Here is a 21,427-nt window from a genome sequence, read left to right as displayed (position 1 = left end):
GCCTTGGTATGGCAACCGTAATGCATATCATCAACGAACTCGACGCCGGGGGCGCTGAACGCGTCCTGACCCGGATTGCGTGTCATAACGCGCAAAATCCGGGGCCTGATATCCCGCGCCAGATCGTTGTTTCACTGATGGATAAAGGGGTATACGGCCCCGACCTGATGGCGGCCGGTGTTGAATTGCATTGCCTTGGCATGGCATCGGGCATGCGCGATTTGCCCGGCGCAATCATCCGGCTTTCACGGCTGATGCGCCGCACGCAGCCCGACACCATCATGTCATGGCTGTATCATTCCGATTTCATCTCCACCCTTGCTGCCATCCTGTCAGGACGCGGGACCAAAAGGCTGGTCTGGAATATCCGCTGTGCGGAAATGGATCTTGCACAATACGGACGTTCGACCCGCATTGTTCTGGGATTGCTGGCGAAACTGTCCGGTCGTCCAGCCGTGATTGCCGCGAATTCGCATGCCGGTCAGCGTCATCACATCAAATGCGGCTATCACCCCAAAAGATGGGCCTATCTGCCCAACGGTTTTGACACCGATGAATGGCACCCCGATCCCGGTGCTCGGAAAAGACTGTGCGCCGAACTTGGCATTGAACCGGCCAAACATTTGATTGGCATGGTCGCGCGCAAGGACCCGGCCAAGGATCACGATACCCTGTTTGAAGCGATCAGGCTGCTTCGCGCCAAAACCCATGATGCGCATCTGATCCTGATTGGTCACGATACCGAAAGCCTTGCCGTACCCGCGGAGCTCGCCCCACATGTTTCAGCCCTTGGACTAAGGCGCGATGTTGCCAAGATCGTGCCTGCCCTCGACATTGCGGTTCTGTCGTCAAGCTTTGGCGAAGGGTTTCCCAATGTCATCGGCGAGGCCATGGCATGTGGTGTACCGGCAATCGGCAATGATGTTGGTGATGTTGCAGAAATTCTGGGCGGTACCGGCAAGACAGTCCCGCTGCGTGCACCAGATAAACTTGCCAACGCCATCGAGGAACTTCTGACCGAAGATCGCGATAGCCGGACCTGTCGCAAGACCGCTGCGCGCAAACGGATCATTGATCATTACAGTCTGACAGCAATGAATGATCGTTATCTTGCCCTTTGGAACGGACTGGCAGGCAATCGCGCAATGCCGGATTTCGATTTCCCGAAGGATGGGAACTAGACGCTAGGCGGGTTTACTGGAACCGCGCAGCAACAGGGTGGTTTCAAGGGTGATGATTTTACCACCGCCGTCTGACAGGGCCATTTCTGCAGCCAGACGTCCCTTTTCAACTGAGTCCTGATACATGGTGGTTAGGGGCGGGTCGGTGCGTTCACCCGCAGCAATACCGTCAATCCCGATCACCTTGAGATCGTCGGGCACCTTGCGGCCAGACGTGCGCGCGGCATCAATCGCCCCGATCGCAATCACATCCGACATGCCGAGAATGCCGTCGATTTCCGGATGCTGTGCCAGCAATTCCGTGGTCATTTTTGCGCTATGGCCTGACTGGTTGTCGCATTCGACATGGATAATGTCGGAGGCAGAAATCCCGGCTGCCTGCAGGGCATCGTGGTAGCCCGCCAGACGTTCACGGACGACCCGGTGGCTGGCCGCCCCGATCCGGTTGGCATTCATCGGGCCGAAATGATCATGCTCGGTCGCCTGAAGCGACAGGATGCCAAAACGTTTTGCCCCGCAATCAAGAAGATGCCGGGCGGCATTTCTGGCCGCCCCGAAATCATCAAGCACCACAGATCCAGCTGCACCGGTAATGTCGGTATCGATGCTGATCAGCGGCTGGTTACGGCGCTGAATGGCGGCGATGATGTCATTATTGTCGGAATAGCAATGGACCAGAAAGGCATCAACAGCGGCATTATTGACCGCCTCGATTGCCTGTTGCTGATTTTGCGCAGAAATGATCATGACATTGACGCCATGCTGCGCACATTCGCGCCCGATCCCGCGCAACAACTCAATCGCTGCCGGATCGCTAAAGGCATATTCAAGGTTATCGGGAAACACCACACCAAGCGCACCGGCCTTGCCCGTGCGCAGCATCCGGGCCATGACATGCGGCCCGCGATAGCCAAGTTCCCTGGCGGCAGCAAAAATGCGCTCGCGTACTTCGGGGCGGACCAGATCGGGTTTGCCAAAGGCATTTGACGCTGTTCCTTGCGAAACCCCGGCCGCCTTTGCGACATCCAGAAGTTTTACGCGTTTTGCCATGCGCCTGTTTTCCCCGAGCCCGTGTGTTTCACACTGATAGTGATTTGAAGCGGTTACACTATAGCCAAAAGCAATGTTTCGCTACCAGAAGACATTGAAGTTCATAAGCCTTATCTGGTTTCCGGCTGGGTATGGCGGAACGTCAGATTGATCCGCTCATTTACCTGACGGGCGGTTTTGGGAATTTGATGCAACCAGAAATGCTGGGTTTGCCCGGCCATGATCAGGGCCGAGTTATGCGGCAAATCGATGCTGATACGATCACCGGTTTTTTTATGCCGTAAATGAAAGCGCCGTTCCTCGCCAAAGGACAGGCTGGCAATGACCGGATTTTCACCCAGCACGTCTTCGTCATCGGCATGCCAGGAAACACTGTCACGACCATCCCGGTAATAGTTCAGAAGAACAGTATTAAACGATGCACCGGAAAGGTCTTCGGCAAGTTTGCGCAAGGGTGCAATTACGGATGGAAACGGTGCAGCCGGATGATAGACGCCGCTATAGCGATAGGCGACCTCGCCATACCATGCGGTCAATCGGGGAACGGGGATTTCCTTGCCATGGATTTTGGCGATTTCCTGCTGCCAGACGATCCCGCTTTTCAGGCGCGAGAATGTCCGGTCTGCAACATCCGGGTCCATGATCTCGCGCAGCAGCAAAACTTCCCCGTCAAAGGGCAAAAGATTGCGTGGTGGTTCATTGGCAAACAGATCGCCGGTCATGATCATCCCCGGAAGTCATTCTGCCAAACACCTATGACGAACGGTTGCGAAACTCAAGCCACAGTTCGCTGATATATTTGTTTTCACAGAAAACCCGGGCCCGTTAGCCATTCACCAGAGTGACACCTTCCTGGGATGCATATCGTTCGACATCCTCGACACTTAGTCCCGCAGCGCTATAGAGATTGATGGTTTCAAGTTCGAGATCGGTTTCGGCATCGGCAAGCGATTGCAGGGAACCGGTCAGGCTGCGCTGGGAATCAAGCACGTCGAGAAAATCCGAAAGCCCCTGCACATAGCGGACCCTGGATTGTTCAAACGCATCACGGTGATATTGCACCGATGCAATCAGGGAGTCCCGTTGCTGCATGGCACCGACATAGCCGTAAATCGCACTTTCGACTTCTTCAATCGCCGCGAGCAGGGTCTGGCGATAGGTCAGGAAAGCCTGTTCGGCCTCTTCTTCGGCCACGGTGATGTTCGCACGACGTTCACCACCATCATACAGCGTCGCGTCCAGAAGTGCTCCGATGGCCGCCATGGCTGTGCGGACAATCGGCCCGGTGCCATATCCGGTCGCCCCCAGGGCCAAAGACCCCCTGAGCGTCAGTTCCGGATAAAGTGTGGCGGTTTCCACCCCGATCTGCGAGGTCGCAGAAATCAGTGCCAGTTCCGCCGCGCGGACATCCGGTCTGCGACGGAGCAAGTCAGCAGGAATGCCAATCGGCGGACTGCTTTGGAATTCCGGCAAGGGCGAGACGTCAAGCAACAGGTCGCGATGGGAGCCGGGCTGTGCACCGACAAGGATCGAGATTGCATTGATCGACCGGTCGATACTTGTCTGCAAGGTCGGGACGGTGGCCTCAAGATCGGCGACCTCGGCCCGCGCACGCGAAAGATCAAGCTCCGATCCCAGACCGGTCTGAAGCCGAACCTGCACGATGTTGCTGGTCTGGCGTTGCAGATCAAGGGAGTCCTGCAACAGGGCCAGCCGTTTCTGCGCGCCGCGCAGTTCGATATAGTTGCCGATAATGTCGGCTATCATGGTGCGATAGACATCTTCGCGCAGATAGACCTGACGCAGATAATCGGCCTTGGCGACTTCTTCCTCGCGGGTCTGTCCGCCCCAAAGATCCGCTGTCCATGACAGGTCAATCCCCGCACCAAAGCCAAGATCATCGACATGATCGCCACTGGCCCGGCTTGAGGTTGACCGATCCGCCGAACTGTCCAGGGTTGCACCAATCGTCGGACCATTGGCCCCTTCGACACCGCGTGCGGTTGCAGCGGCGGCACGAATACGGCTGATCGCAATTCTGAGATCAATATTGTTGGTGACACCCTCGTTGATCAGTCCCTGCAAGACCGGATCGGTTGTGCTTTCCCACCAGCGGCCGTGATCGGCCTGTGATGCGGTGATTACGGGGATTTCAGGGGTGTAGGCCCCCACCAGGTCAAAACTCGGTGCCGTGTAATCAGGTCCGACAGACTGGCAGCCGCCAAGTGCGCCGAGCAAAGCGATTCCCGAAACTGCAAAAAGACGACGCGTATTCATGTTATTTCGCACTTCCTTCAATACCGCCCTTGGCATCTGATCCATGGGGGAGTTCGTCGGGAATCTCGCCCGTGTCGGGAATGGATTCTGCGGCACGCAACTGGGTTTGCAGTTTCAAACTACCATCGGCACGTGCCGATACCAGTGGTGCCAGCAACAGATACAGTACCGGGGTCAGGAACAATGTAAATACGGTGGCAAAGCCAAGCCCGCCAAACACAACCCAACCGATTGCAGCACGGGCCTCTGCCCCGGCGCCGGAACCAAGCACCAGCGGCAAACCGCCCAGCACCGTCGAGATCATTGTCATCATGATCGGACGCAAACGCACCATCGCCGCATCATGAACGGCCTCACGCACGGATCGGCCGGCATCGCGCAGCTGGTCGGCGAATTCGACAACCAGAATGCCGTTTTTGGCCATAAGCCCCACCAGCATCACAAGCCCGATCTGGCTATATATATTGATCGAGGTACCACTGAGACTAAGTGCAAAGATCGCTGCAGCCAGACCAAATGGCACGGTCAGCACCACCACAAGGGCGGACATGAAGCTTTCGAACTGGGCTGCCAGAACAAGAAGCACGACCAGAACCGCAATCAGGAAAGTGATCTGAACATCGTTTGATGTTTCACCCAAGGCCGCGGCATCGCCCAGGAACAAGACACCGACACCCGGCGGCAGGACCTTGTCGGCCGCAGCCGTGACGTCATTAACCGCATCGTCAAGCGTGTAGCCCGGCGCAAGGTTGGCAGAAATACCCACCGCACGTTGCTGACCTTCGCGTTCGAGTTCGGAAGCAACGGCTTCTTCGCTGAGCGTGATGACCGATGACAGTGGAAGAATGCGGCCATTGGTTCCGGTGACAAACAGGTTCTCAAGATCGGACGGGTCATTGATGCTGCCAACTGCACTGCGCAGTTTGACCGGGATGCTTTGGTCATCGACATTGATGTCGGTGACTTCATATCCCTCGATCATCGCACGCAGCGTCGTATCAAGTTCGTCAATCTCGATGCCAAGATCAAAGGCGCGCTTGCGGTCGATATTGACCAGAAGCTGTGGCTGGGTGGTCTGGTAGGACACCCGGATACCGGTCAGTTTCGGATTGTTTGCTTCAAGCTCGGCCTGAAGGGCACGTGCATTGGCCGCAAGATTGCGATAGTTCGTTCCTGTCAGGGCAAATTGCAACCCTTCGCCGGTTCCGCCACGCAGACCAAGGCTGTTCGGCTGCCAGACAAAGGCCTGTACGCCCGGCAAGGCATTCAGCTTTCCCCGGATGCTGTTGGTGATTTCCTGCTGGCTGCGATCACGTTCATCCCACGGCACCAGCGGTGCGATCACCAATGCACGGTTGGGGTCCCAAAGACCAACGATGGTATAGATGTTATAGGCATCCCCGGCATCGACCACCGGTCGCAGAATGTTTTCGACCGCTTCGACCTGACGGTCCATATAATCGATACCAACCCCGTCCGGACCACGCAGGGATACCAGGATGCGTCCGCGATCCTCGTTGGGCAGCAATTCCTTGGTCACCGCGTTATAGGCACCGAACGCCAGACCACCGGCAACAATACAGATCATCAATGTGACGACCGGGTTGCGCAGCACCCATTCCAGAATGACGCGGTAAATCCCCGCAAAGAAAATGCCGACCCGTTCAAGCATATTGGGTTCGACATTTACATCACCGTCATGGGGATCAATATGTTTGAGACGCGATGCCAGCATCGGACACAATGTCAGTGCAACAAAGGATGACACCGCCACCGAGAAGGCCAGAACAAAACCGAATTCACGGAACAGACGACCGGCCGTACTGGGCAGGAAAGAAATCGGCACGAACACCGAAATCAGGGTCAGCGTGGTCGCAATTACGGCAAAGAACACCTGCCGGGTACCAAGCACCGCAGCCGCCATTGAGCCAAGCCCCTGATGACGGCGACGCTGAATGTTTTCAAGCACCACAATCGCATCATCAACGATCATCCCGGTCGCCAGAACCAGCGCCAGCAAGGTCAGGATATTGATCGAGAACCCCATCGCCCAGACAGCAGCAACTGTGCCGATCAGGGCAATCGGAATGGTTACCGTCGGGATCAGGGTTGCAGTAAAGGAGCGCAGGAAAAGATACAGCACACCAATCACGATGATGATCGCAAGTGCGAGGCTAAAGATCACTTCCCACAATGCACCTTCGATAAATACCGCATCGTCGGAGTTAACAAAGATTTCGATGCCATCGAACTGTTTGTTCAGACGGTCGACCGCTTCGCGCACACCATTGGAAATCGCAATGGTGTTTGATTGGGCCTGTCGCACAACGCCAAGCCCGATTACGGCCCGGCCATCAAGGCGAACATAGGACGTCGCATCATCGGGGCCGTAATAGATATCGGCAACATCGCCAAGCAGAATACCGTCACGTACCAGCATCTGATTGAGCTTTTCGACTTCCCAAACCGATGCATCGGCACGCACAAACAGTTTCTGATCGGCTGATTCAAAGCTGCCTGCCGGGATGTCGAACTGTGCTGTTCGCAAAACATCGGCAATATCCTTTACCGACAGTCCGTAACTTGCGATACGCAGCGGATCAACGCGGACATGAAGAACCTTTTCGCGATCACCGTTGACCGTGATTTCCGCAACACCCGGAACGGCAAGCAAGGCCGGGGTGATCTGGTCATCGACAATATTGGCGAGTTCTTCCTCGGTCAGGCGGGTGGTGACAACCGCCATGCGCATGATCGCACTGGCATCTGCATCGGCCTTGACCACACGGACTTCCTCGACCTCGTCCGGAAGACTTCTGGTCGCGCGGCTGACGGCTTCGCGGATGTCACTGGCAGCATCATTGATTTCAACATCCGGATAGAATTCGATGCGAACCCGCGAGCTGCCTTCCTCGCTTTGGGAATTGATATTCTTGACGCCACTGACGCGCGAAGCAGCACTTTCAAGAACCGAGGTGACTTCGGCGTCAACGGTTTCCGGAGATGCGCCGCGATAGGTTGCGCTGATCGTCACAGTCGGCCGATCCACGTTCGGCAATTCGCGGATTTCCACGCCAAGCATCGCAGCCAGACCGGCCAGAATGATCAGCAGGGCGACAACACAGACCAGCACCGGGCGACGGATACTAAGGGATGCAAGATCATTCTGATCCTGATTGCCGGAATGATCGGTCATGGTCAGGATCCCTCACCTGTACCCTCGCGGGCGGCGACACCGGGTTCGTCAATGGTGTTACGAATGGTTGCGTCAACCTTGCGGCCCGGACGCAGGCGCAAGACACCCTCGACAACAATAAGATCCCCCTTGGCGACCGGACCATCAATCAGGATACGACCGTTGGTGCGTTTGACGACACGAACGGGAACACGCGATACCTCTTCATCGGCGATCCGCCAGACATAGGTGCCACCATCCCCCCAAAGGACGGAAATCTCGGGAACGGAGGGATATTGTTTACCTTCAATATCGACGTAAACGGCAAAGGACATCCCGGCAAGCAAGCGACCATTCGGGTTGGGCACGCGCGCACGCACATTAAAGGTCCGGCTTTCCGGATCAATGCGGCTTCCGATTGATTCAACAACCCCGGTGAAAAGTTCGCCCGGAAGGCTCCATGTTTCAACGCGCAGCGACTGTCCGGGTTTGACATTGTCAAACCGGGTTTCGGCAACTTCGAAATCGACCAGAATGCTGTCGATATTATCAAGGGTCACAAGCATGGTGGAGCTGTCTACACGGTCACCGGCCTCGATCTGGGGAATGCCGATGATGCCGTCAAATGGCGCAAGAATGGTCCGATCCGCCAGATCAACCTCGGCCTGATCGAGTTGAATTCTTGCTTCGGCCAGCGCGGTCCGGGCGCTGTCGACCTCGCTTTCCGCAACCGCACCAAGCGGGCGGGCCTGCTCATAGCGGGCAAGAAGCTGTTCGGCATCCTTGACCTGAACGGCTGCAAGATTGCGGGCAAGGCGTTCGCGTTCGGAATTGAGAATGACAAGAACCTGACCCTTGGTGACCTTGTCGCCAGCACGGACCAGAACGTCTGCAACTTCGCCGGAAACTGCGGGATAAATCGAAACTCCAAGGGCGGATTTGCCCGTCCCCACGGACTCAACGACGGTTGTTTCATCCATCAGGCTGGCATATTCGGCAATCACCGGAAGCGCACGATCACTACCCCCGCCTGAGCCACCACCGCCACTGCGTTGCTGGCCCTGTTCGGATTGACCGCCCGACGATACGAGCGCGACAATTTCGTCTTTGGCAAAGATATAGGCAGATGCGGCGACTGCAATGAGTGCGACACCTGCGATCAGAAGCGTTGATTTACGCGCCATCACATTGATACTTCCAAGTCGGGCAGATCACGTGACCTGCCCCAAGAGAGCCCTGTTCCCTACCGGGAGAATTTCTGTATTTCAGTTTCTTGCCCGCATCGGGAGATTGTTGTTTTTTGAAACACTTATACCGGGAAAGATATTGCAACCGGTTGGTCAGAACCACAGAAAAAGTGTATCAGAAACGTCGCAGTTTGTATCTTGATCCCGACAAGAACCGTGGTTTTATACGCACCCGGATCAGAAACAGACCGGCCCGCACATCTGTCATGATGCACGGGCCAGCAGAATGGCTATCGGGTCTGGTTGAAAAGCAGTCCTGCCGTCTGGTATCCCAGATCAGGCTGCCCCCAACATCGTGTTTTGCGGAAAGGCGACAAGATTATCCTTGCGCCAGTCTTCGATGACTTCCTCTGCGCCCGGCTCATCGGACAGGTCAGCCTTTTCGCCATCATCCGCAGCCGAGGCCACCGCACGATCAAGTGATGCCGTCAGTTCGGTAACATTGCGTTCAACCTCGTCCGCACGACGGTTCAGATCAAGGCTAAGCTTGCGGGTGACTTCGATATCGTTGGAAACCTCGACAATCGCCACACCGACATGGCGGACCGCATCACCCGCGAGCGAGATGGCGCCGGTGATTTCCTCGGTCTCGCGGCGCTGGTGTTCGACGTCACCGGCGACCTCGTCAGAAATCGACATCATGGAACGAACCGTCACACCGACTTCCTCCATCGAGGCGACACAACGATCGGTTACAGCCCCCATCGCATTGACATGCTCGGTGATCTGTTCGGTTGCACGTTCAGTCTGACCGGCAAGGTTTTTGACCTCGGCAGCGACCACTGCAAAGCCCTTGCCGGCTTCGCCTGCACGCGCGGCCTCGATCGTGGCATTCAGGGCCAGAAGGTTGGTTTGACCGGCAATACCACGGATCAGATCAACAATCTGTTCGATGCTTTGAGCGACTTCGCGCAGATCATCAACCGCCTTGGCCGACTGTTCGGTCGAGCCGACGGCATTCTGGGCGATTTCGCGCTGATGTTCGACGCGGTTGGCAATCGAACCGATGGCATCCGTCAGGCGGATGGCGGCATCGCTGATGGCATTTGAATGTGACTGGCTGTCATGGGCGGCACTGGTTGCAGCCTGTGTCTGGGTGGTGACACGTTCGGCGGCGGCGGCAACTTCGACCACAGCTTCACGCATGCGGGTAACCTGATGATTGACCGATTTGACAAGCCCCGTGGTCTCGCCTTCGATGGTTTCGGCCATGGCTCCAAGGGATGCGCGGCGTTTTTCTTCCTCGATCCGCTGCAGGGTGATGCGTTCCTCGGCCATTTGTTCGATCTTCAGCGCATTTTCGCGGAAGATCGCAACCGTGCGTGCCATCGCACCAAATTCGTCGCGGCGATCAGTATCGACCAGATCAATCTCGGTGTCATTTTCGCTCAGTCGCGTCATGTCACCATTCACCCGTCCGAGCGGACGCAGGATGCTCATGGCGATCCCCAATGCCAGGGCAAGGGCGACCACAACACCAATGGCGGCAACCAGAATATTGGTCAGTGCCGAGCTTTCAGATTCTGCATGTGCAGCATCCACCAGAAGGGTCTGGTTTTCCATGGCCTCGGCGCGGATATTCTGTGTGATGGTCTGGACTTCGCGGACGGCCGCCTTGAAGTCATCCATCGACTGACGGAAACCGCCAATCGATCCTTCAAGCTGGTTTGCCCCCTGTTTCAACAGATCATTGTCGCGCACGGCATAGGCAAACAGCTTTTTGTCATTACGCGACAATTTGCCAACCGCGTTTTTGATTTCATCTTGCAGATCGGTCAGCGCAGATGTGTTGGAGCGCGCCTGATCAAGGGATTCCGGTGTGCGCAGGATTGAATATTGCAGGCTGTTGACGATGGCGGCCAGATTGGCCTCGCCCAGCTTGTCTGCATATTTGCTGGCGATCCCGGGATCGCGCTTGCCGATGAATTGTTCAAGCTTTGCAGCAGACTGGCCAAGCTGATTGGCACCAAGCAACATGGTATCGGATGCGGCAGTCAGGTTTTCCGCACGCAAGACAAGCGGTTCCAGCGTTGCGATATAATCGGCACTCAGGCTTTCGAGGGTATCAGCACGACCGGCATCACCCGATGCGCGCAGCGCCTCGACCAGGGTGGCACCGCTTTGCTCGGCCGACGCACGAATGGTTGCAATACCCTCGCGATCAAGCGGATCGACGGTTTGTGCAAACAACAGCACCTGATTTGAAAGACGTTCAAGCTTAAGCGCATAGTCATTGGCAAGCCCGACAAGGCCGGTACTTTTGGCGATGCGATCAGCATGCGCGCCAAAACCAAGCAGATAGGTCGAAGACAATGCGCTAAGCCCGACCAGCAGGACAACCAGCACAAAGAAGCCTGAGAAAATGCGCGAACCGATGCGAATTCGATCAAGAAACATGTAAGTTCCAAACAGAAAATGGGACGTTTGGCGCGATCCTTACAGCAGCGCAGGGCTCAGTTTTGTAACACTTAGATGAAATCCGCATTTGTCTAGATAAGCGTGACCGTTCCTTTTAATTTGCGCGCTCGAAACAACAACAATGACAGGATTAAATGTTCATATGAACATCAACCTATACATCTGTTGAGGATGATCTATGCCATCTGGAAAGACGTCTTTTCCGCGATTTTCAGCCAGGCGCCGTCGAATCGTCTGTTTCTGTCACTTCTGACGTCACAGCTGTTGCAGCCATCGCGAAAATGTCACCATGACAATATTGTACAAGCCGGGTGCATTTTTGGCGCTATACTTGGGTTATGGGATCAGCATCGCCTCATAACACTGCGCCACGGCACCGAACATCTGCGGTCCGGCGCCCCCGCGAGATTGCCCGCCACTGGCGCGCAGCCGACGGGATTGATCTGTTTGAAGCCGATTACAAGAATTTCAGCTTTCCCAAGCACAGCCACGACTATTACGCGTTTGGCACCATCCTGAACGGCGCCGAACAATTCATGACGCGTGGCACCAATTATGTCGCCGCACGCGGACAAATTTTGATGATGAACCCGATGCAGGTTCATGACGGTCGTTCGGCATCCGATGATGGCTATCACTACCAGATCATGTTCATTGCGCCGGAAATCTTTGGCAATCTGGTCACCGAGCTGTCGCCCAACAGCACCGGTCTGCCATTCTTTGGCAATTGCGTGGTTGATGATCGGGCATTGCATCTGCAATTACAGCAGCTTCACCACATGTTCCGGCCCGATTGTGCGGCCTCTACCAGCTTGCTCGAACGCGACAGTACACTGCTTTACAGTGCGGCCCGTCTGGCCTTGCGCCATGCGGATGCCCCGCCCTTTATCTATCGTCCGGGGTCAGAGGACAAACGCGTGCAAGCCGTGATTGATTACATGGCGGCCCATCTGGACGAAAATATCGCGCTTGAAGATCTTGCGACGATTACCGGGCTTAGCCGGTTTCACTTGCTGCGCGTGTTTCGCGAGGCCACCGGTCTACCCCCGCATACCTATTTCAACCATATGCGGCTGCGCCGGGCCAAACGCATGCTGTTTGACGGGGCCAGTATTGCCGATGCGGCAGCCGCCACCGGCTTTGCCGATCAAAGCCACCTGCACCGGCATTTCAAAGCCATGTGGGGTGTCAGCCCCGGTGCCTTTATCGCAAGCCTTGATCACAAAGCCTGATCGAAACCAAGAAGACAGCCAGCCTGTCAGGAACAGATATTTCTCCCGCCCCGACAGGCCGGCAGTTCGTCCTATGCGGCCCCTTTGCGACGTTTAAGCGCGTCGGTCACCAGGCACAATTCTTCAAACAGTATCTGTGCGCCAACATGGGCAGTATTGGTTGTTGCGTCATATTGCGGAGCAACTTCGACGACATCCGCCCCCACAAAGTCCAGCCCCTTAAGCCCGCGCAAAATAGCCAGTGCCTCGCGCGAGGTCAGGCCACCGATTTCCGGCGTGCCAGTTCCCGGCGCAAAGGACGGATCAAGGCAATCAACATCAAAGGACAGATAGACCGGACCATCGCCAACCACTTCGCGGGCTTTGGCGATTACGGCTTCAACACCAATCTGCGGGACTTCTTCGGCATGAATAACGGTCATGCCGCTGTCATAGGAAAATTCCCACAAATATTCAGCCCCCCCGCGAATGCCGATCTGAATGGTGCGTTCCGGATCCAGAACCCCATCCATCACCGCTTGGCGGAACGGACCACCATGATGGAATTTGGCCCCTTCATATTCACCACTGGTATCGCAATGGGCATCAAGATGGATCATGCCGACCGGGCGATCCTTGCCAACCGCGCGCTGGATCGAATAGCTGATCGAGTGATCCCCACCAACAGCAATCGGGATGACACCGGCATCAACGATTTTGGTGAAGTAGTCGACGATATCTTCGTGACAGCTTTCAAGCGAGAAGCGACTGCGGAACGGAACATCCCCGATATCGGCAACATTGCAATGGGCACCGGGCACCATGCGCAGGACATGTTCATAGGGACCGATACGTTCAATATTGCGTACAGCGCGCGGTCCAAGGCGCGCCCCGGCCCGGTTGGTCACACCCAGATCCATCGGCACACCGACAAGGGCAACATCAAGGCCGTCAAAATTGGTTTTTGCAGCATCCGGCGCAAATGGTGCATCAAGGAATGTCGGCACCCCGGCAAATGGCCATTTGCGTTCACCACTTGATGAAAACTGGGTTTCGGCCACTTCCCTGAAATGCGGATCGAACATATCGCCGCCTTTGGCGTTGCCGTATTTTTCGCGCAGTTTTGCAAGCTTTTCACTATTCACGATGCTGGCCTCCTTGGACCCTTTTGGATATCGCTGATATCGGGGACGTCCGTGACGTTTCTGATTATTTGAACTATCGGGTTCAGGATGCTGTATCTGTCCACATGGCAGGTGTGAAAGCAGGAAACTGCCCCAAACCCGGCCAATCCAGTCACAAATCTGCTGCCATGATACATGCAGGCCTGAAACCACCTGCACAGCAGATCAAATTGCACGGGCTGGAAAAATCACGTAATGCTGAACTTTACTTTGGCATTTTCCAAAGTAAACAATACGGACCCCCGTGACATGGCGATTGAACAAACCGATCTGAAGCTTTTGCGCATCTTCCTGACCATTGTCGAAGCTGGCGGATTTGCTGCGGCACAAAGCGATCTCAACCTGTCACTTTCCACGATTTCAAGTTATGTCACCGCCCTTGAGACAAGACTTGGATTTAGCCTGTGCAAACGCGGGCGCAGCGGATTTTCCCTTACCCGTGAAGGACAGGTCGTCTTTGAAGAAGCCCACCGCCTTTTTAAATCGGTCGCGCATTACGAGACCAAAATGCGGTCGCTTCGCGATAAGCTCAATGGCACATTGACCATTGGCCTGACCGACAACACCATCACCGATCCCGGCGCACGCCAGATCGAACGAACCATCGCGCGCTTTGTCCAAAAGGCCCCGGATGTAACATTGAATGTTGTCACCTATCCGCCCAATGATTTGCTGCGCGAAGTCGTGACCGGCGCCATTCAGGTCGGTATCTGTGCCTTTCCCAAAACGGTACTGGGGCTGAGCTACATTTCGCTTTATCCGGAAATGCACCGGTTTTATTGCGGGGTTGATCATCCGCTTTACACCCAGCCTGACAGCGAGATCGATATTGACGAAATCCGCCGGTTCCGGATTGTCGGACGGAAATTCTGGCTTGGTCGTGACCTTAAGGATTTCGCGATTGCCCGGCCCCATGCCATGGTTTCGGATATGGAAGCCGAAGCACGGCTGATCCTTTCGGGCGCCTTTTTGGGCTATTTGCCCGAACATTATGCAAAGCAGTTTGTCGAGGCCGGTCGCATGCGCCCGATCCGTCCCGATCAGTTTTTTGTCGAGGCACTGTTTCAGGCAAGCTTTGATTCCAACAAGCAGCTTGATCCGGTCGCAGAGCTGTTTCTTGATCTTTTGATCGAGGATTTTGGCGCCAAACGCGACTAGGAAATCACCAATAGCAATATCGTCCAATACGCCCTATTTCCTGTGCACCATATTGGAGCCTGTATGATCTGGCTCCTCGCCCACCACCAAAATTGCCGGTCGCCCCGAATGAACCGGCAAACAACCAACAGGAAACGTCGGAAATGTCACGCCCCGGACCTGCCCAAATCGGGCATTTCGACTCTGATACCATCAGACGCGGCGCACTTGCCTGTCTGCCGCTTTTGCCCAGCACCATCATCTTTGGTGCGGTGCTTGGTGTTCTTGCGTCCCAGCGCGGCCTGTCGCTGGGCGAACTTTTATTCATGAGCCTGACGGTCTTTGCCGGATCAGCGCAATTTGTGTCGGTTGATCTGTGGCGCGAAACCATCCCGGCCGCGACCATCATCGTCGCAACCGCCGTGATCAATATGCGCTATATCCTGATTGGCGCATCGCTTCGTCCGGTTTTTAAAGGCCGTCCGCTTTGGGTCAAGATTTGCGGCATGCATATGGTTGCCGATGAAAACTGGGCCGTCTCCATGACCCAGGAAAATCTCGCCAATCCGGGATTTCTGCTCGGTGGCGGTATCTTCCTTGGTGTGGTCTGGGCAGCAGGCAACATGATCGGATATCTTCTGGGTGGCGGCATTCCCGATCCGGAAGTCTATGCACTTGATTTCGCCTTTACCGCTGTTTTCGCGGCCCTGACCATTGGCATGTGGAAGGGCAAGGTTGACCTTCTGCCATGGGTGGCTGCCGCCATCGGATCGATCATCGGACATTACACCTTGCCCGGCACCTGGTCGATTTTGGCCGGTGCCGGTGCCGGTGTTGTCACCGCCGCCCTGACCTGGCGTCCGGATATGGATGACGACAGCCTTGAAGCCGAGATTGCGGTTGAAGGTCGCGATGCCTATGGCGCGCCAGAAGGTACTGGCACCACAGCTACGCTCAGCCCGGAGGCCGGCAAATGAACCAGTTCCCTGATCTGACAAGTTTCAGCCTTGAAGCCGTTCTGACCATCCTTGGCATGGCCGCCGTGACCTATGGCATGCGCCTTGGCGGGCTTTTGATGGCGGATCGTTTGCCGCAACATGGTCGCTGGGCGCATGTGCTTGAACGTCTTCCCGGTGCGGTTCTGATTTCGGTCTGGGTGCCAAGTGCGCTTTCGGCCGGTGCCATCGGTATTGCCGGGGCAGCAGCCACAGTCATCACAATGGCCCTTGCACGTAACCTGTTTGCCGCAATGGCAGTCGGGATGGTTCTGGTGGGACTTGGCCGATATTTCATCAGTTGATGGTCGTAGCCGTTACGCAGGCTGTTTGGCCAACCGGTTTAGCTTGAGGATAGAGAATATCTTTTCAAACAGCTGGTTGGCCCGTTTGCGCATGGTGCGATTTTCAAAGACGAAATACAGCATCATCGACAGAGCAAGCGTTCCGGTCACGGCACTGGCAACGGCAAGTGCATCGCCAAACCCCGCATTGGTCGCCGCACGAATGATCAGCAGACCAATATTCTGATGAAGCAGATACCAGCTGTAAGAAATCAGACCAACCGGCCACAAGATGCTCAAAACCGGTAACCGTCGCGTTGCAATGACGATGATACCGACCAGCAACGTCACGGCGGCATATGGCACCACAGCGTCATAAGCCCCGGTCGTAAAACTTGCGAGATACGCACAAACGGCAAGCAGGTAATAGGGGCGTTGTTGCGCACCTGAATTCTGCGTATGGGCAAAGAACAGCGCCGCCCCAATCAGGAACAGGATGATATGTTCCGGCCGGATAATCCGGTCGAAATGATCAATCCCGACCAAGCGCAATCCAAGTCCAAGCAAGAACAAGCCAACCATTCCGCCCAGAATGATCGATGGACGACGGCTGATGCAAAGCAGGAAGCCATAGATAAAGTAGAATTTGAGTTCGACGATCAGGCTCCAATAGACACCATCGACTGGTGGCATGGCGACAGCATTGAGAAAGAGCAGATTTCCCAAGGCCTGAAGAACGGTTACTTCCTTGCCGGGCAGACCGAAATAGCTGACCAGTGCAAAGGTCAGAAATACACCGGCGACATATGCCGGGTACAACCGCCCGAAACGCCGCCCCCAGAATGTCGCAAGTGATCCGGTCCGTTCGGCGGTCATGGCAATGCAATAGCCGCTGATCACAAAAAACAAATCAACGCCGAGCCAACCAAACTCGAACATCGGCGCGAATGACAATCCGGTATAGTCATTGGGCCAGCGACCCAGATAGTGGAATGCGACGACCATCAAAACAGCGATGGCGCGCAACCCGTCGATTGCCGCCATCCTGTTTTGGTGTGTCTGAACCGGCATGTTCATGCCTAGGCAGCGACCATATTCTGTTCGCGGGTGGCTTCGAATTTCAGGTTCGGCCAGTCGCGTTGCGTGGTTTCAAGATGCCAGGCGTTCCGCGCGATGAAGACAAGCGTCTGATCATGATCTTCAAAAAGGGCCGACTGGTTTGAATCGCGGAACTTTTTGATTTCAAGGGGATCATCACCGACGACCCAGCGTGCCGCATAGGCCGGGGTCTGTTCGAAATGCACCTTGATGCCATATTCGGCCGAGATGCGTTCTTTCAGAACTTCAAACTGAAGCTGACCGACCACGCCGACGATCCAGTCTGCCCCCATCATCGGTTTAAAGACCTGTGAGGCGCCTTCTTCGGCAAGCTGTTCAAGCGCGCGCTGAAGATGCTTGCCCTTGAGTGGATCATCAAGACGGACTTTCTGCAGCAATTCCGGGGCAAAGGCCGGAACACCGCGGAAGCGAAGATCTTCGCCCTCGGTCAGGGTATCGCCGATACGAAGCGTCCCGTGGTTTGGGATGCCGATAATGTCACCCGGCCATGCTTCTTCGGCAATGTCACGTTCATTGGCAAAGAACAGCATCGGGTTATGCACCGCCATCTGTTTGCCTGCACGCACATGTTTAAGCTTCATGCCGCGCTTGAAATGACCGGAACACAGACGAATGAAGGCAATGCGGTCGCGATGGTTCGGGTCAATATTTGCCTGCACCTTGAACACAAAGCCCGCAACCTTTGGCTCGACCGCGTCAACCAGACGCGTTGCCGCTTCCTGCGGGCGCGGTGTCGGTGCGATTTCGCCAATGCCGCGCAACAGTTCACGCACGCCAAAGTTATTGACAGCCGAACCAAAGAAGACCGGCGTCAGATGCCCCTCGCGATAGCTTTGCAAATCAAATGGCGGGCAAATTTCGCGCACCATTTCGACTTCTTCGCGCAGCTTTTCCAGAAGGTAATCCGGGATCAGTTCATCAAGCTTCGGATCATCAAGCCCCTTGATCGGAATGGCTTCCTTGACGACATTGCCGCCTTTTTCCATGAACAGAAGCTGATCATTGACCAGATCGTAACAGCCATGGAAATCACGGCCCGAGCCAATCGGCCAGGTCACCGGCGACACATCAAGTGCCAGATCCTGTTCGATCTGGTCAATCAGTTCGAACGAATCACGGGCTTCACGGTCAAGCTTGTTTACAAATGTCGTGATCGGCACGTCACGCAGACGGCAGACCTCAAACAGCTTGCGCGTCTGGGCCTCGATGCCCTTCGCACCGTCAATCACCATGACGGCAGAATCAACTGCGGTCAGAACGCGATAGGTATCTTCGGAAAAGTCTTCGTGGCCCGGCGTATCAAGCAGGTTGAAGATGTTTTTTTCAAACTCGAAGGTCATCACAGCCGAAGACACGGAAATACCGCGATCCTGTTCGATCTTCATGAAGTCCGAACGTGCGCCACGCTGTTCCTTTTTCGCCTTCACCGCACCGGCCATCTGAATGGCACCCCCGAACAGCAACAGCTTTTCGGTCAGGGTGGTTTTACCCGCATCCGGATGGGCAATGATGGCGAAGGTACGGCGACGCGATACCTGCTGGTCAATCATCGACATGGTTATCAACTTTAATCCGATATGAAATCTTGGCGCGCAATGTAGCGATTTTTACCGCTATTGCCACCGTGAATTCGTCATATCGGGCATGTATTGCCATGTTCAGGCCAGCCAAACCTGCGAAACAACCCCGATTGCAAACGATCCAGCCAGCGCATATGCCAGATAAAGGGCGAAAACCGGCTTCTTGACCAGTGCAAAGACCGCAATCGCCGCCGGGATCGACGAAACCCCGCCCGCCACCAGAAAGGCCATTGCGGCCCCTGATTGCATACCCTGTGAAATCAGGCCCTGCATCACCGGAAGGGCGGCATAACCATTCAAATAGGCAGGAACACCAACAAGGGTTGCAATGGCAATCGGCCCGACACCTTCGCCACCAAGCAAACCGCTGACGCTTTCTGCCGGGATATAGGCAACCATCATGCTTTCAAGCAAAAAGGCAAAGGCCATCCATTTCCCCAGAAAGATTACATTGGCGATGGCCGATTTGCGGAACTTCATCACCCGTTCGCCATCCTGCCAGAATTTCCAGACGACATCCCTGGGGGCACGGACCTTCGCCCCGCCGCATCCGCCATTACCGACCCCGTCACGCAAGGGATCAGACAGGAAACCGCGCCCGACCAGCCACATGGTGACAAAGCCCCCCATCAGACCAAGGAAAATGGCAGAAACCAGTTTGATCACCGCAAAGTCGGTGCCCAATGTACCAGCGGTCAGAACGAACATCGCCGGGTCGATCACAGGCGACGCCAGCCAGAACGCCATCACCGGAGCAAGCGGAACCCCCATGGCCAACAGGGCAGCAATCAGCGGGATCACACCACACGAACAGAATGGCGACAAAGCCCCGAAGGCCGCAGCGGTAAAGACCATCCGCACCGGATGCCCGGCAAAGGCGCGCGAAATCAGGTTATCCGCCCCGCTTGCCGTCGCATAGGCGGCGATCCCGATGGACAGCAGCAAATAGGGCGCGGTCCCGATAAAGGCATCAAGGGTAAAGGTGATACTGGGCACAAGCCGGGCGGGATCAAACAAATAGACCGCCAGCAATATGGCCAAGGCCGCCAACAGAACCCGGTCAATTTGACGGGCCGATACACCAATTCGGCGAAGTTGCATGGTCAGGGCAGTCATATCTATATCCCTAGAAAATTGGTTATATTATCGCAAATGAAAGACCCGCGTCTGCAAGCCCCTGAATTACTGCTGGTTTATTCCGCCTCAGCGGCGGATGTCAGAACGGAAAGATCAACACCACTGCAACATTCATCAGCAATGAAGCCGACAATATTTTGCATCACATCAAAATCGGCGCGGTTGCGGGTTTCGCGGCCCTGCTTTTCCTGTGTCACCAGACCGGCCTGAACCAGCGTGCCCAGATGATGGGCCAAGGTCGATGCCGGAAGTCCGAGCAAACGACCGATTTCGCCAATATTCAATCCATCCCGCCCGGCCTTGACCAGTTGACGATAGATTTTCAGTCGGGCTTCATGACCCAGTGCGGCAAAGGCAGGTGCGATGTCTTTTTCTTTCATGCATTCATTATAACTATATTTCTAGTTATTTAAAGATATTTTCCAACATCCCTTAATGCACTGTACATATTGAATAATCTCCATACCTGTCTGTCGAGGACGGCGGATGACACAGAATTGTCACTTGTCTTTTCCCAGATATGTCGATATTTCCCGACATATGGACACAAATAACGCAATTACCGCGCTTGCCGCCTTGGCACAGGAACACAGACTGGCTGCTTTTCGACTGCTTGCCACGACCGGAGACACCGGCATGGCAGCAGGTGAACTGGCGCGCCAGATCGGTATCCCGCACAACACAATGTCTTCGCATCTGGCGACATTGAGCAATGCCGGGCTGATCAGGGCGACACGTGACGGACGATCAATGATTTACCGGATCGTGCCCGAAGAAATGCGCGATCTGCTTGGTTTTCTGACAGATGACTGCTGTCAGGGGCGACCTGAACTGTGTGGGCTTTCTCCTGCGACCAAGGGCGATTGCTGTTAATCCAACCTGTCTTTGCAAAGGACGGAAACATGTCTGGCGGTACCTATAATGTGCTTTTCCTGTGCCGGGCCAATTCGGCACGCAGCATTCTGGCCGAAGCCATCCTGAAGAAGGAAGGGCACGACCACTTCTTTGGCTATAGCGCCGGATCCTATCCGCGTGGCGAGGTGCATCCCTATGCAAAGGAACTGCTGACAAGTCTTGGCCATGACACGAATGCCTTTTCCTCCAAGGCGATGGAGGTCTATTCCGAACAGGACATCATCAAGTTTGATTTCGTGTTCACGGTCTGTGACGCCACCGCCAATGAGGATTGCCCGATCTTTCCGGGATCACCGATGACAGCCCATTGGGGCGTGCCCGACCCGGCCGACGCCACCGGCAGCGAAGCCGAAAAACGTCTGGCCTTTGCCGATACCTATCGCATGCTGCGCAACCGGATTTCGGTCTTTACCAACCTGCCATTCAAATCACTGGACCGGATGTCCTTGCAGCAGGAAATCGATAAAATTGGCCAGATATCAGATCATGAGGACGCATGAACAGCGCATCAGAGAAA

General features: G+C 55.4%; 18 protein-coding genes. 7 read left to right on the top strand and 11 right to left on the bottom strand.

All coding sequences use genetic code 11. The features are described 5' to 3' along the window. Window positions 1-20 precede the first annotated feature (20 nt). Complete coding sequence (locus TH30_RS05365; protein ID WP_181850156.1) at window positions 21-1,181, top strand: glycosyltransferase; 1,161 nt, start codon at window positions 21-23, stop codon at window positions 1,179-1,181. Between the two features lie 3 nt (window positions 1,182-1,184). Here TH30_RS05365 and TH30_RS05360 read toward each other — a convergent pair whose 3' ends face one another. From TH30_RS05360 to TH30_RS05335, 6 genes are all read right to left on the bottom strand, one after another. Continuing rightward, window positions 1,185-2,231, bottom strand: coding sequence for a LacI family DNA-binding transcriptional regulator (locus TH30_RS05360; RefSeq protein ID WP_114097048.1), 1,047 nt, complete (start codon window positions 2,229-2,231; stop codon window positions 1,185-1,187). Between the two features lie 110 nt (window positions 2,232-2,341). Further along, window positions 2,342-2,953 carry an alpha-ketoglutarate-dependent dioxygenase AlkB family protein gene (locus tag TH30_RS05355; protein WP_114097200.1) on the bottom strand — a complete coding sequence of 204 codons (612 nt, stop codon included), beginning with the start codon at window positions 2,951-2,953 and terminating at the stop codon, window positions 2,342-2,344. Window positions 2,954-3,056: 103 nt separating this feature from the next. After that, complete coding sequence (locus TH30_RS05350) at window positions 3,057-4,508, bottom strand: efflux transporter outer membrane subunit (RefSeq protein WP_114097047.1); 1,452 nt, start codon at window positions 4,506-4,508, stop codon at window positions 3,057-3,059. 1 nt (window position 4,509) lies between these two features. Continuing rightward, window positions 4,510-7,704: an efflux RND transporter permease subunit gene (locus TH30_RS05345; RefSeq protein ID WP_114097046.1), complete on the bottom strand. Its 3,195-nt coding sequence runs from the start codon at window positions 7,702-7,704 to the stop codon at window positions 4,510-4,512. Between the two features lie 2 nt (window positions 7,705-7,706). Then, complete coding sequence (locus TH30_RS05340; protein ID WP_114097045.1) at window positions 7,707-8,867, bottom strand: efflux RND transporter periplasmic adaptor subunit; 1,161 nt, start codon at window positions 8,865-8,867, stop codon at window positions 7,707-7,709. 339 nt (window positions 8,868-9,206) lie between these two features. Continuing rightward, window positions 9,207-11,327 (bottom strand): methyl-accepting chemotaxis protein, encoded by a 2,121-nt coding sequence (locus TH30_RS05335; RefSeq protein ID WP_114097044.1) that lies wholly within the window; start codon window positions 11,325-11,327, stop codon window positions 9,207-9,209. Window positions 11,328-11,686: 359 nt separating this feature from the next. Between TH30_RS05335 and TH30_RS05330 the strand changes: the two genes are divergently transcribed. After that, entirely contained in the window at window positions 11,687-12,580 is an 894-nt protein-coding gene (locus TH30_RS05330) for an AraC family transcriptional regulator (protein ID WP_114097043.1), read from the top strand. Between the two features lie 71 nt (window positions 12,581-12,651). Here TH30_RS05330 and speB read toward each other — a convergent pair whose 3' ends face one another. Continuing rightward, window positions 12,652-13,704 (bottom strand): agmatinase, encoded by a 1,053-nt coding sequence (gene speB, locus TH30_RS05325; protein WP_114097042.1) that lies wholly within the window; start codon window positions 13,702-13,704, stop codon window positions 12,652-12,654. 288 nt (window positions 13,705-13,992) lie between these two features. On the opposite strand from speB, the gene TH30_RS05315 reads away from it, so the two are divergent. From TH30_RS05315 to TH30_RS05305, 3 genes are all read left to right on the top strand, one after another. Next, window positions 13,993-14,901, top strand: a complete 909-nt coding sequence (locus tag TH30_RS05315) for a LysR family transcriptional regulator (RefSeq protein ID WP_114097040.1) — start codon at window positions 13,993-13,995, stop codon at window positions 14,899-14,901. A 143-nt stretch (window positions 14,902-15,044) separates the two neighbouring features. Next, a complete protein-coding gene (locus tag TH30_RS05310; RefSeq protein ID WP_114097199.1) occupies window positions 15,045-15,857 on the top strand; it encodes an AzlC family ABC transporter permease in 813 nt (270 codons plus the stop codon). Beyond that, a complete protein-coding gene (locus tag TH30_RS05305; protein ID WP_114097039.1) occupies window positions 15,854-16,180 on the top strand; it encodes an AzlD family protein in 327 nt (108 codons plus the stop codon). Before TH30_RS05310 ends, TH30_RS05305 begins: the two co-directional genes overlap by 4 nt. A 12-nt stretch (window positions 16,181-16,192) precedes the next feature. On the opposite strand, the gene TH30_RS05300 is transcribed toward TH30_RS05305, so the two are convergent. The 4 genes from TH30_RS05300 to TH30_RS05285 form a co-directional block, all read right to left on the bottom strand. Further along, the gene (locus tag TH30_RS05300; RefSeq protein WP_181850155.1) at window positions 16,193-17,230 is read right to left on the bottom strand and encodes an acyltransferase family protein; all 1,038 of its coding nucleotides are present in this window, start codon (window positions 17,228-17,230) and stop codon (window positions 16,193-16,195) included. Between the two features lie 8 nt (window positions 17,231-17,238). Continuing rightward, a complete protein-coding gene (locus tag TH30_RS05295; RefSeq protein ID WP_114097037.1) occupies window positions 17,239-18,834 on the bottom strand; it encodes a peptide chain release factor 3 in 1,596 nt (531 codons plus the stop codon). 102 nt (window positions 18,835-18,936) lie between these two features. After that, window positions 18,937-19,974, bottom strand: a complete 1,038-nt coding sequence (locus TH30_RS05290) for a permease (RefSeq protein ID WP_114097036.1) — start codon at window positions 19,972-19,974, stop codon at window positions 18,937-18,939. A gap of 77 nt (window positions 19,975-20,051) precedes the next feature. Continuing rightward, on the bottom strand, window positions 20,052-20,375 hold the full coding sequence (locus TH30_RS05285) for an ArsR/SmtB family transcription factor (RefSeq protein WP_114097035.1): 324 nt from the start codon (window positions 20,373-20,375) through the stop codon (window positions 20,052-20,054). A 160-nt stretch (window positions 20,376-20,535) separates the two neighbouring features. Here TH30_RS05285 and TH30_RS05280 point away from each other — a divergent pair, with 160 nt between their 5' ends. Together TH30_RS05280 and TH30_RS05275 are read left to right on the top strand one after the other, a co-directional pair. Then, complete coding sequence (locus tag TH30_RS05280; RefSeq protein WP_114097034.1) at window positions 20,536-20,868, top strand: ArsR/SmtB family transcription factor; 333 nt, start codon at window positions 20,536-20,538, stop codon at window positions 20,866-20,868. 29 nt (window positions 20,869-20,897) lie between these two features. Next, window positions 20,898-21,410, top strand: coding sequence for an arsenate reductase ArsC (locus TH30_RS05275; protein WP_114097033.1), 513 nt, complete (start codon window positions 20,898-20,900; stop codon window positions 21,408-21,410). Window positions 21,411-21,427 lie beyond the last annotated feature (17 nt).

Source organism: Thalassospira profundimaris (genome assembly GCF_003326795.1).
In the GTDB taxonomy this organism is placed as follows: domain Bacteria; phylum Pseudomonadota; class Alphaproteobacteria; order Rhodospirillales; family Thalassospiraceae; genus Thalassospira; species Thalassospira profundimaris_C.
This window is presented reverse-complemented; position numbering and strand designations above follow the sequence as displayed.

Bases quoted from the DNA above. Each gene is read 5' to 3' on its own strand.
- TH30_RS05275 (WP_114097033.1), top strand. From the start codon at position 20,898: ATGTCTGGCGGTACCTATAATGTGCTTTTCCTGTGCCGGGCCAATTCG.
- TH30_RS05305 (WP_114097039.1), top strand. From the start codon at position 15,854: ATGAACCAGTTCCCTGATCTGACAAGTTTCAGCCTTGAAGCCGTTCTG.
- TH30_RS05330 (WP_114097043.1), top strand. From the start codon at position 11,687: ATGGGATCAGCATCGCCTCATAACACTGCGCCACGGCACCGAACATCT.
- TH30_RS05285 (WP_114097035.1), bottom strand. From the start codon at position 20,375: ATGAAAGAAAAAGACATCGCACCTGCCTTTGCCGCACTGGGTCATGAA.
- TH30_RS05295 (WP_114097037.1), bottom strand. From the start codon at position 18,834: ATGTCGATGATTGACCAGCAGGTATCGCGTCGCCGTACCTTCGCCATC.
- TH30_RS05335 (WP_114097044.1), bottom strand. From the start codon at position 11,327: ATGTTTCTTGATCGAATTCGCATCGGTTCGCGCATTTTCTCAGGCTTC.
- TH30_RS05290 (WP_114097036.1), bottom strand. From the start codon at position 19,974: ATGACTGCCCTGACCATGCAACTTCGCCGAATTGGTGTATCGGCCCGT.
- TH30_RS05345 (WP_114097046.1), bottom strand. From the start codon at position 7,704: ATGACCGATCATTCCGGCAATCAGGATCAGAATGATCTTGCATCCCTT.
- TH30_RS05340 (WP_114097045.1), bottom strand. From the start codon at position 8,867: ATGGCGCGTAAATCAACGCTTCTGATCGCAGGTGTCGCACTCATTGCA.
- TH30_RS05310 (WP_114097199.1), top strand. From the start codon at position 15,045: ATGTCACGCCCCGGACCTGCCCAAATCGGGCATTTCGACTCTGATACC.
- TH30_RS05355 (WP_114097200.1), bottom strand. From the start codon at position 2,953: ATGACCGGCGATCTGTTTGCCAATGAACCACCACGCAATCTTTTGCCC.
- TH30_RS05360 (WP_114097048.1), bottom strand. From the start codon at position 2,231: ATGGCAAAACGCGTAAAACTTCTGGATGTCGCAAAGGCGGCCGGGGTT.
- TH30_RS05300 (WP_181850155.1), bottom strand. From the start codon at position 17,230: ATGCCGGTTCAGACACACCAAAACAGGATGGCGGCAATCGACGGGTTG.
- TH30_RS05365 (WP_181850156.1), top strand. From the start codon at position 21: ATGCATATCATCAACGAACTCGACGCCGGGGGCGCTGAACGCGTCCTG.
- TH30_RS05280 (WP_114097034.1), top strand. From the start codon at position 20,536: ATGGACACAAATAACGCAATTACCGCGCTTGCCGCCTTGGCACAGGAA.
- TH30_RS05315 (WP_114097040.1), top strand. From the start codon at position 13,993: ATGGCGATTGAACAAACCGATCTGAAGCTTTTGCGCATCTTCCTGACC.
- TH30_RS05350 (WP_114097047.1), bottom strand. From the start codon at position 4,508: ATGAATACGCGTCGTCTTTTTGCAGTTTCGGGAATCGCTTTGCTCGGC.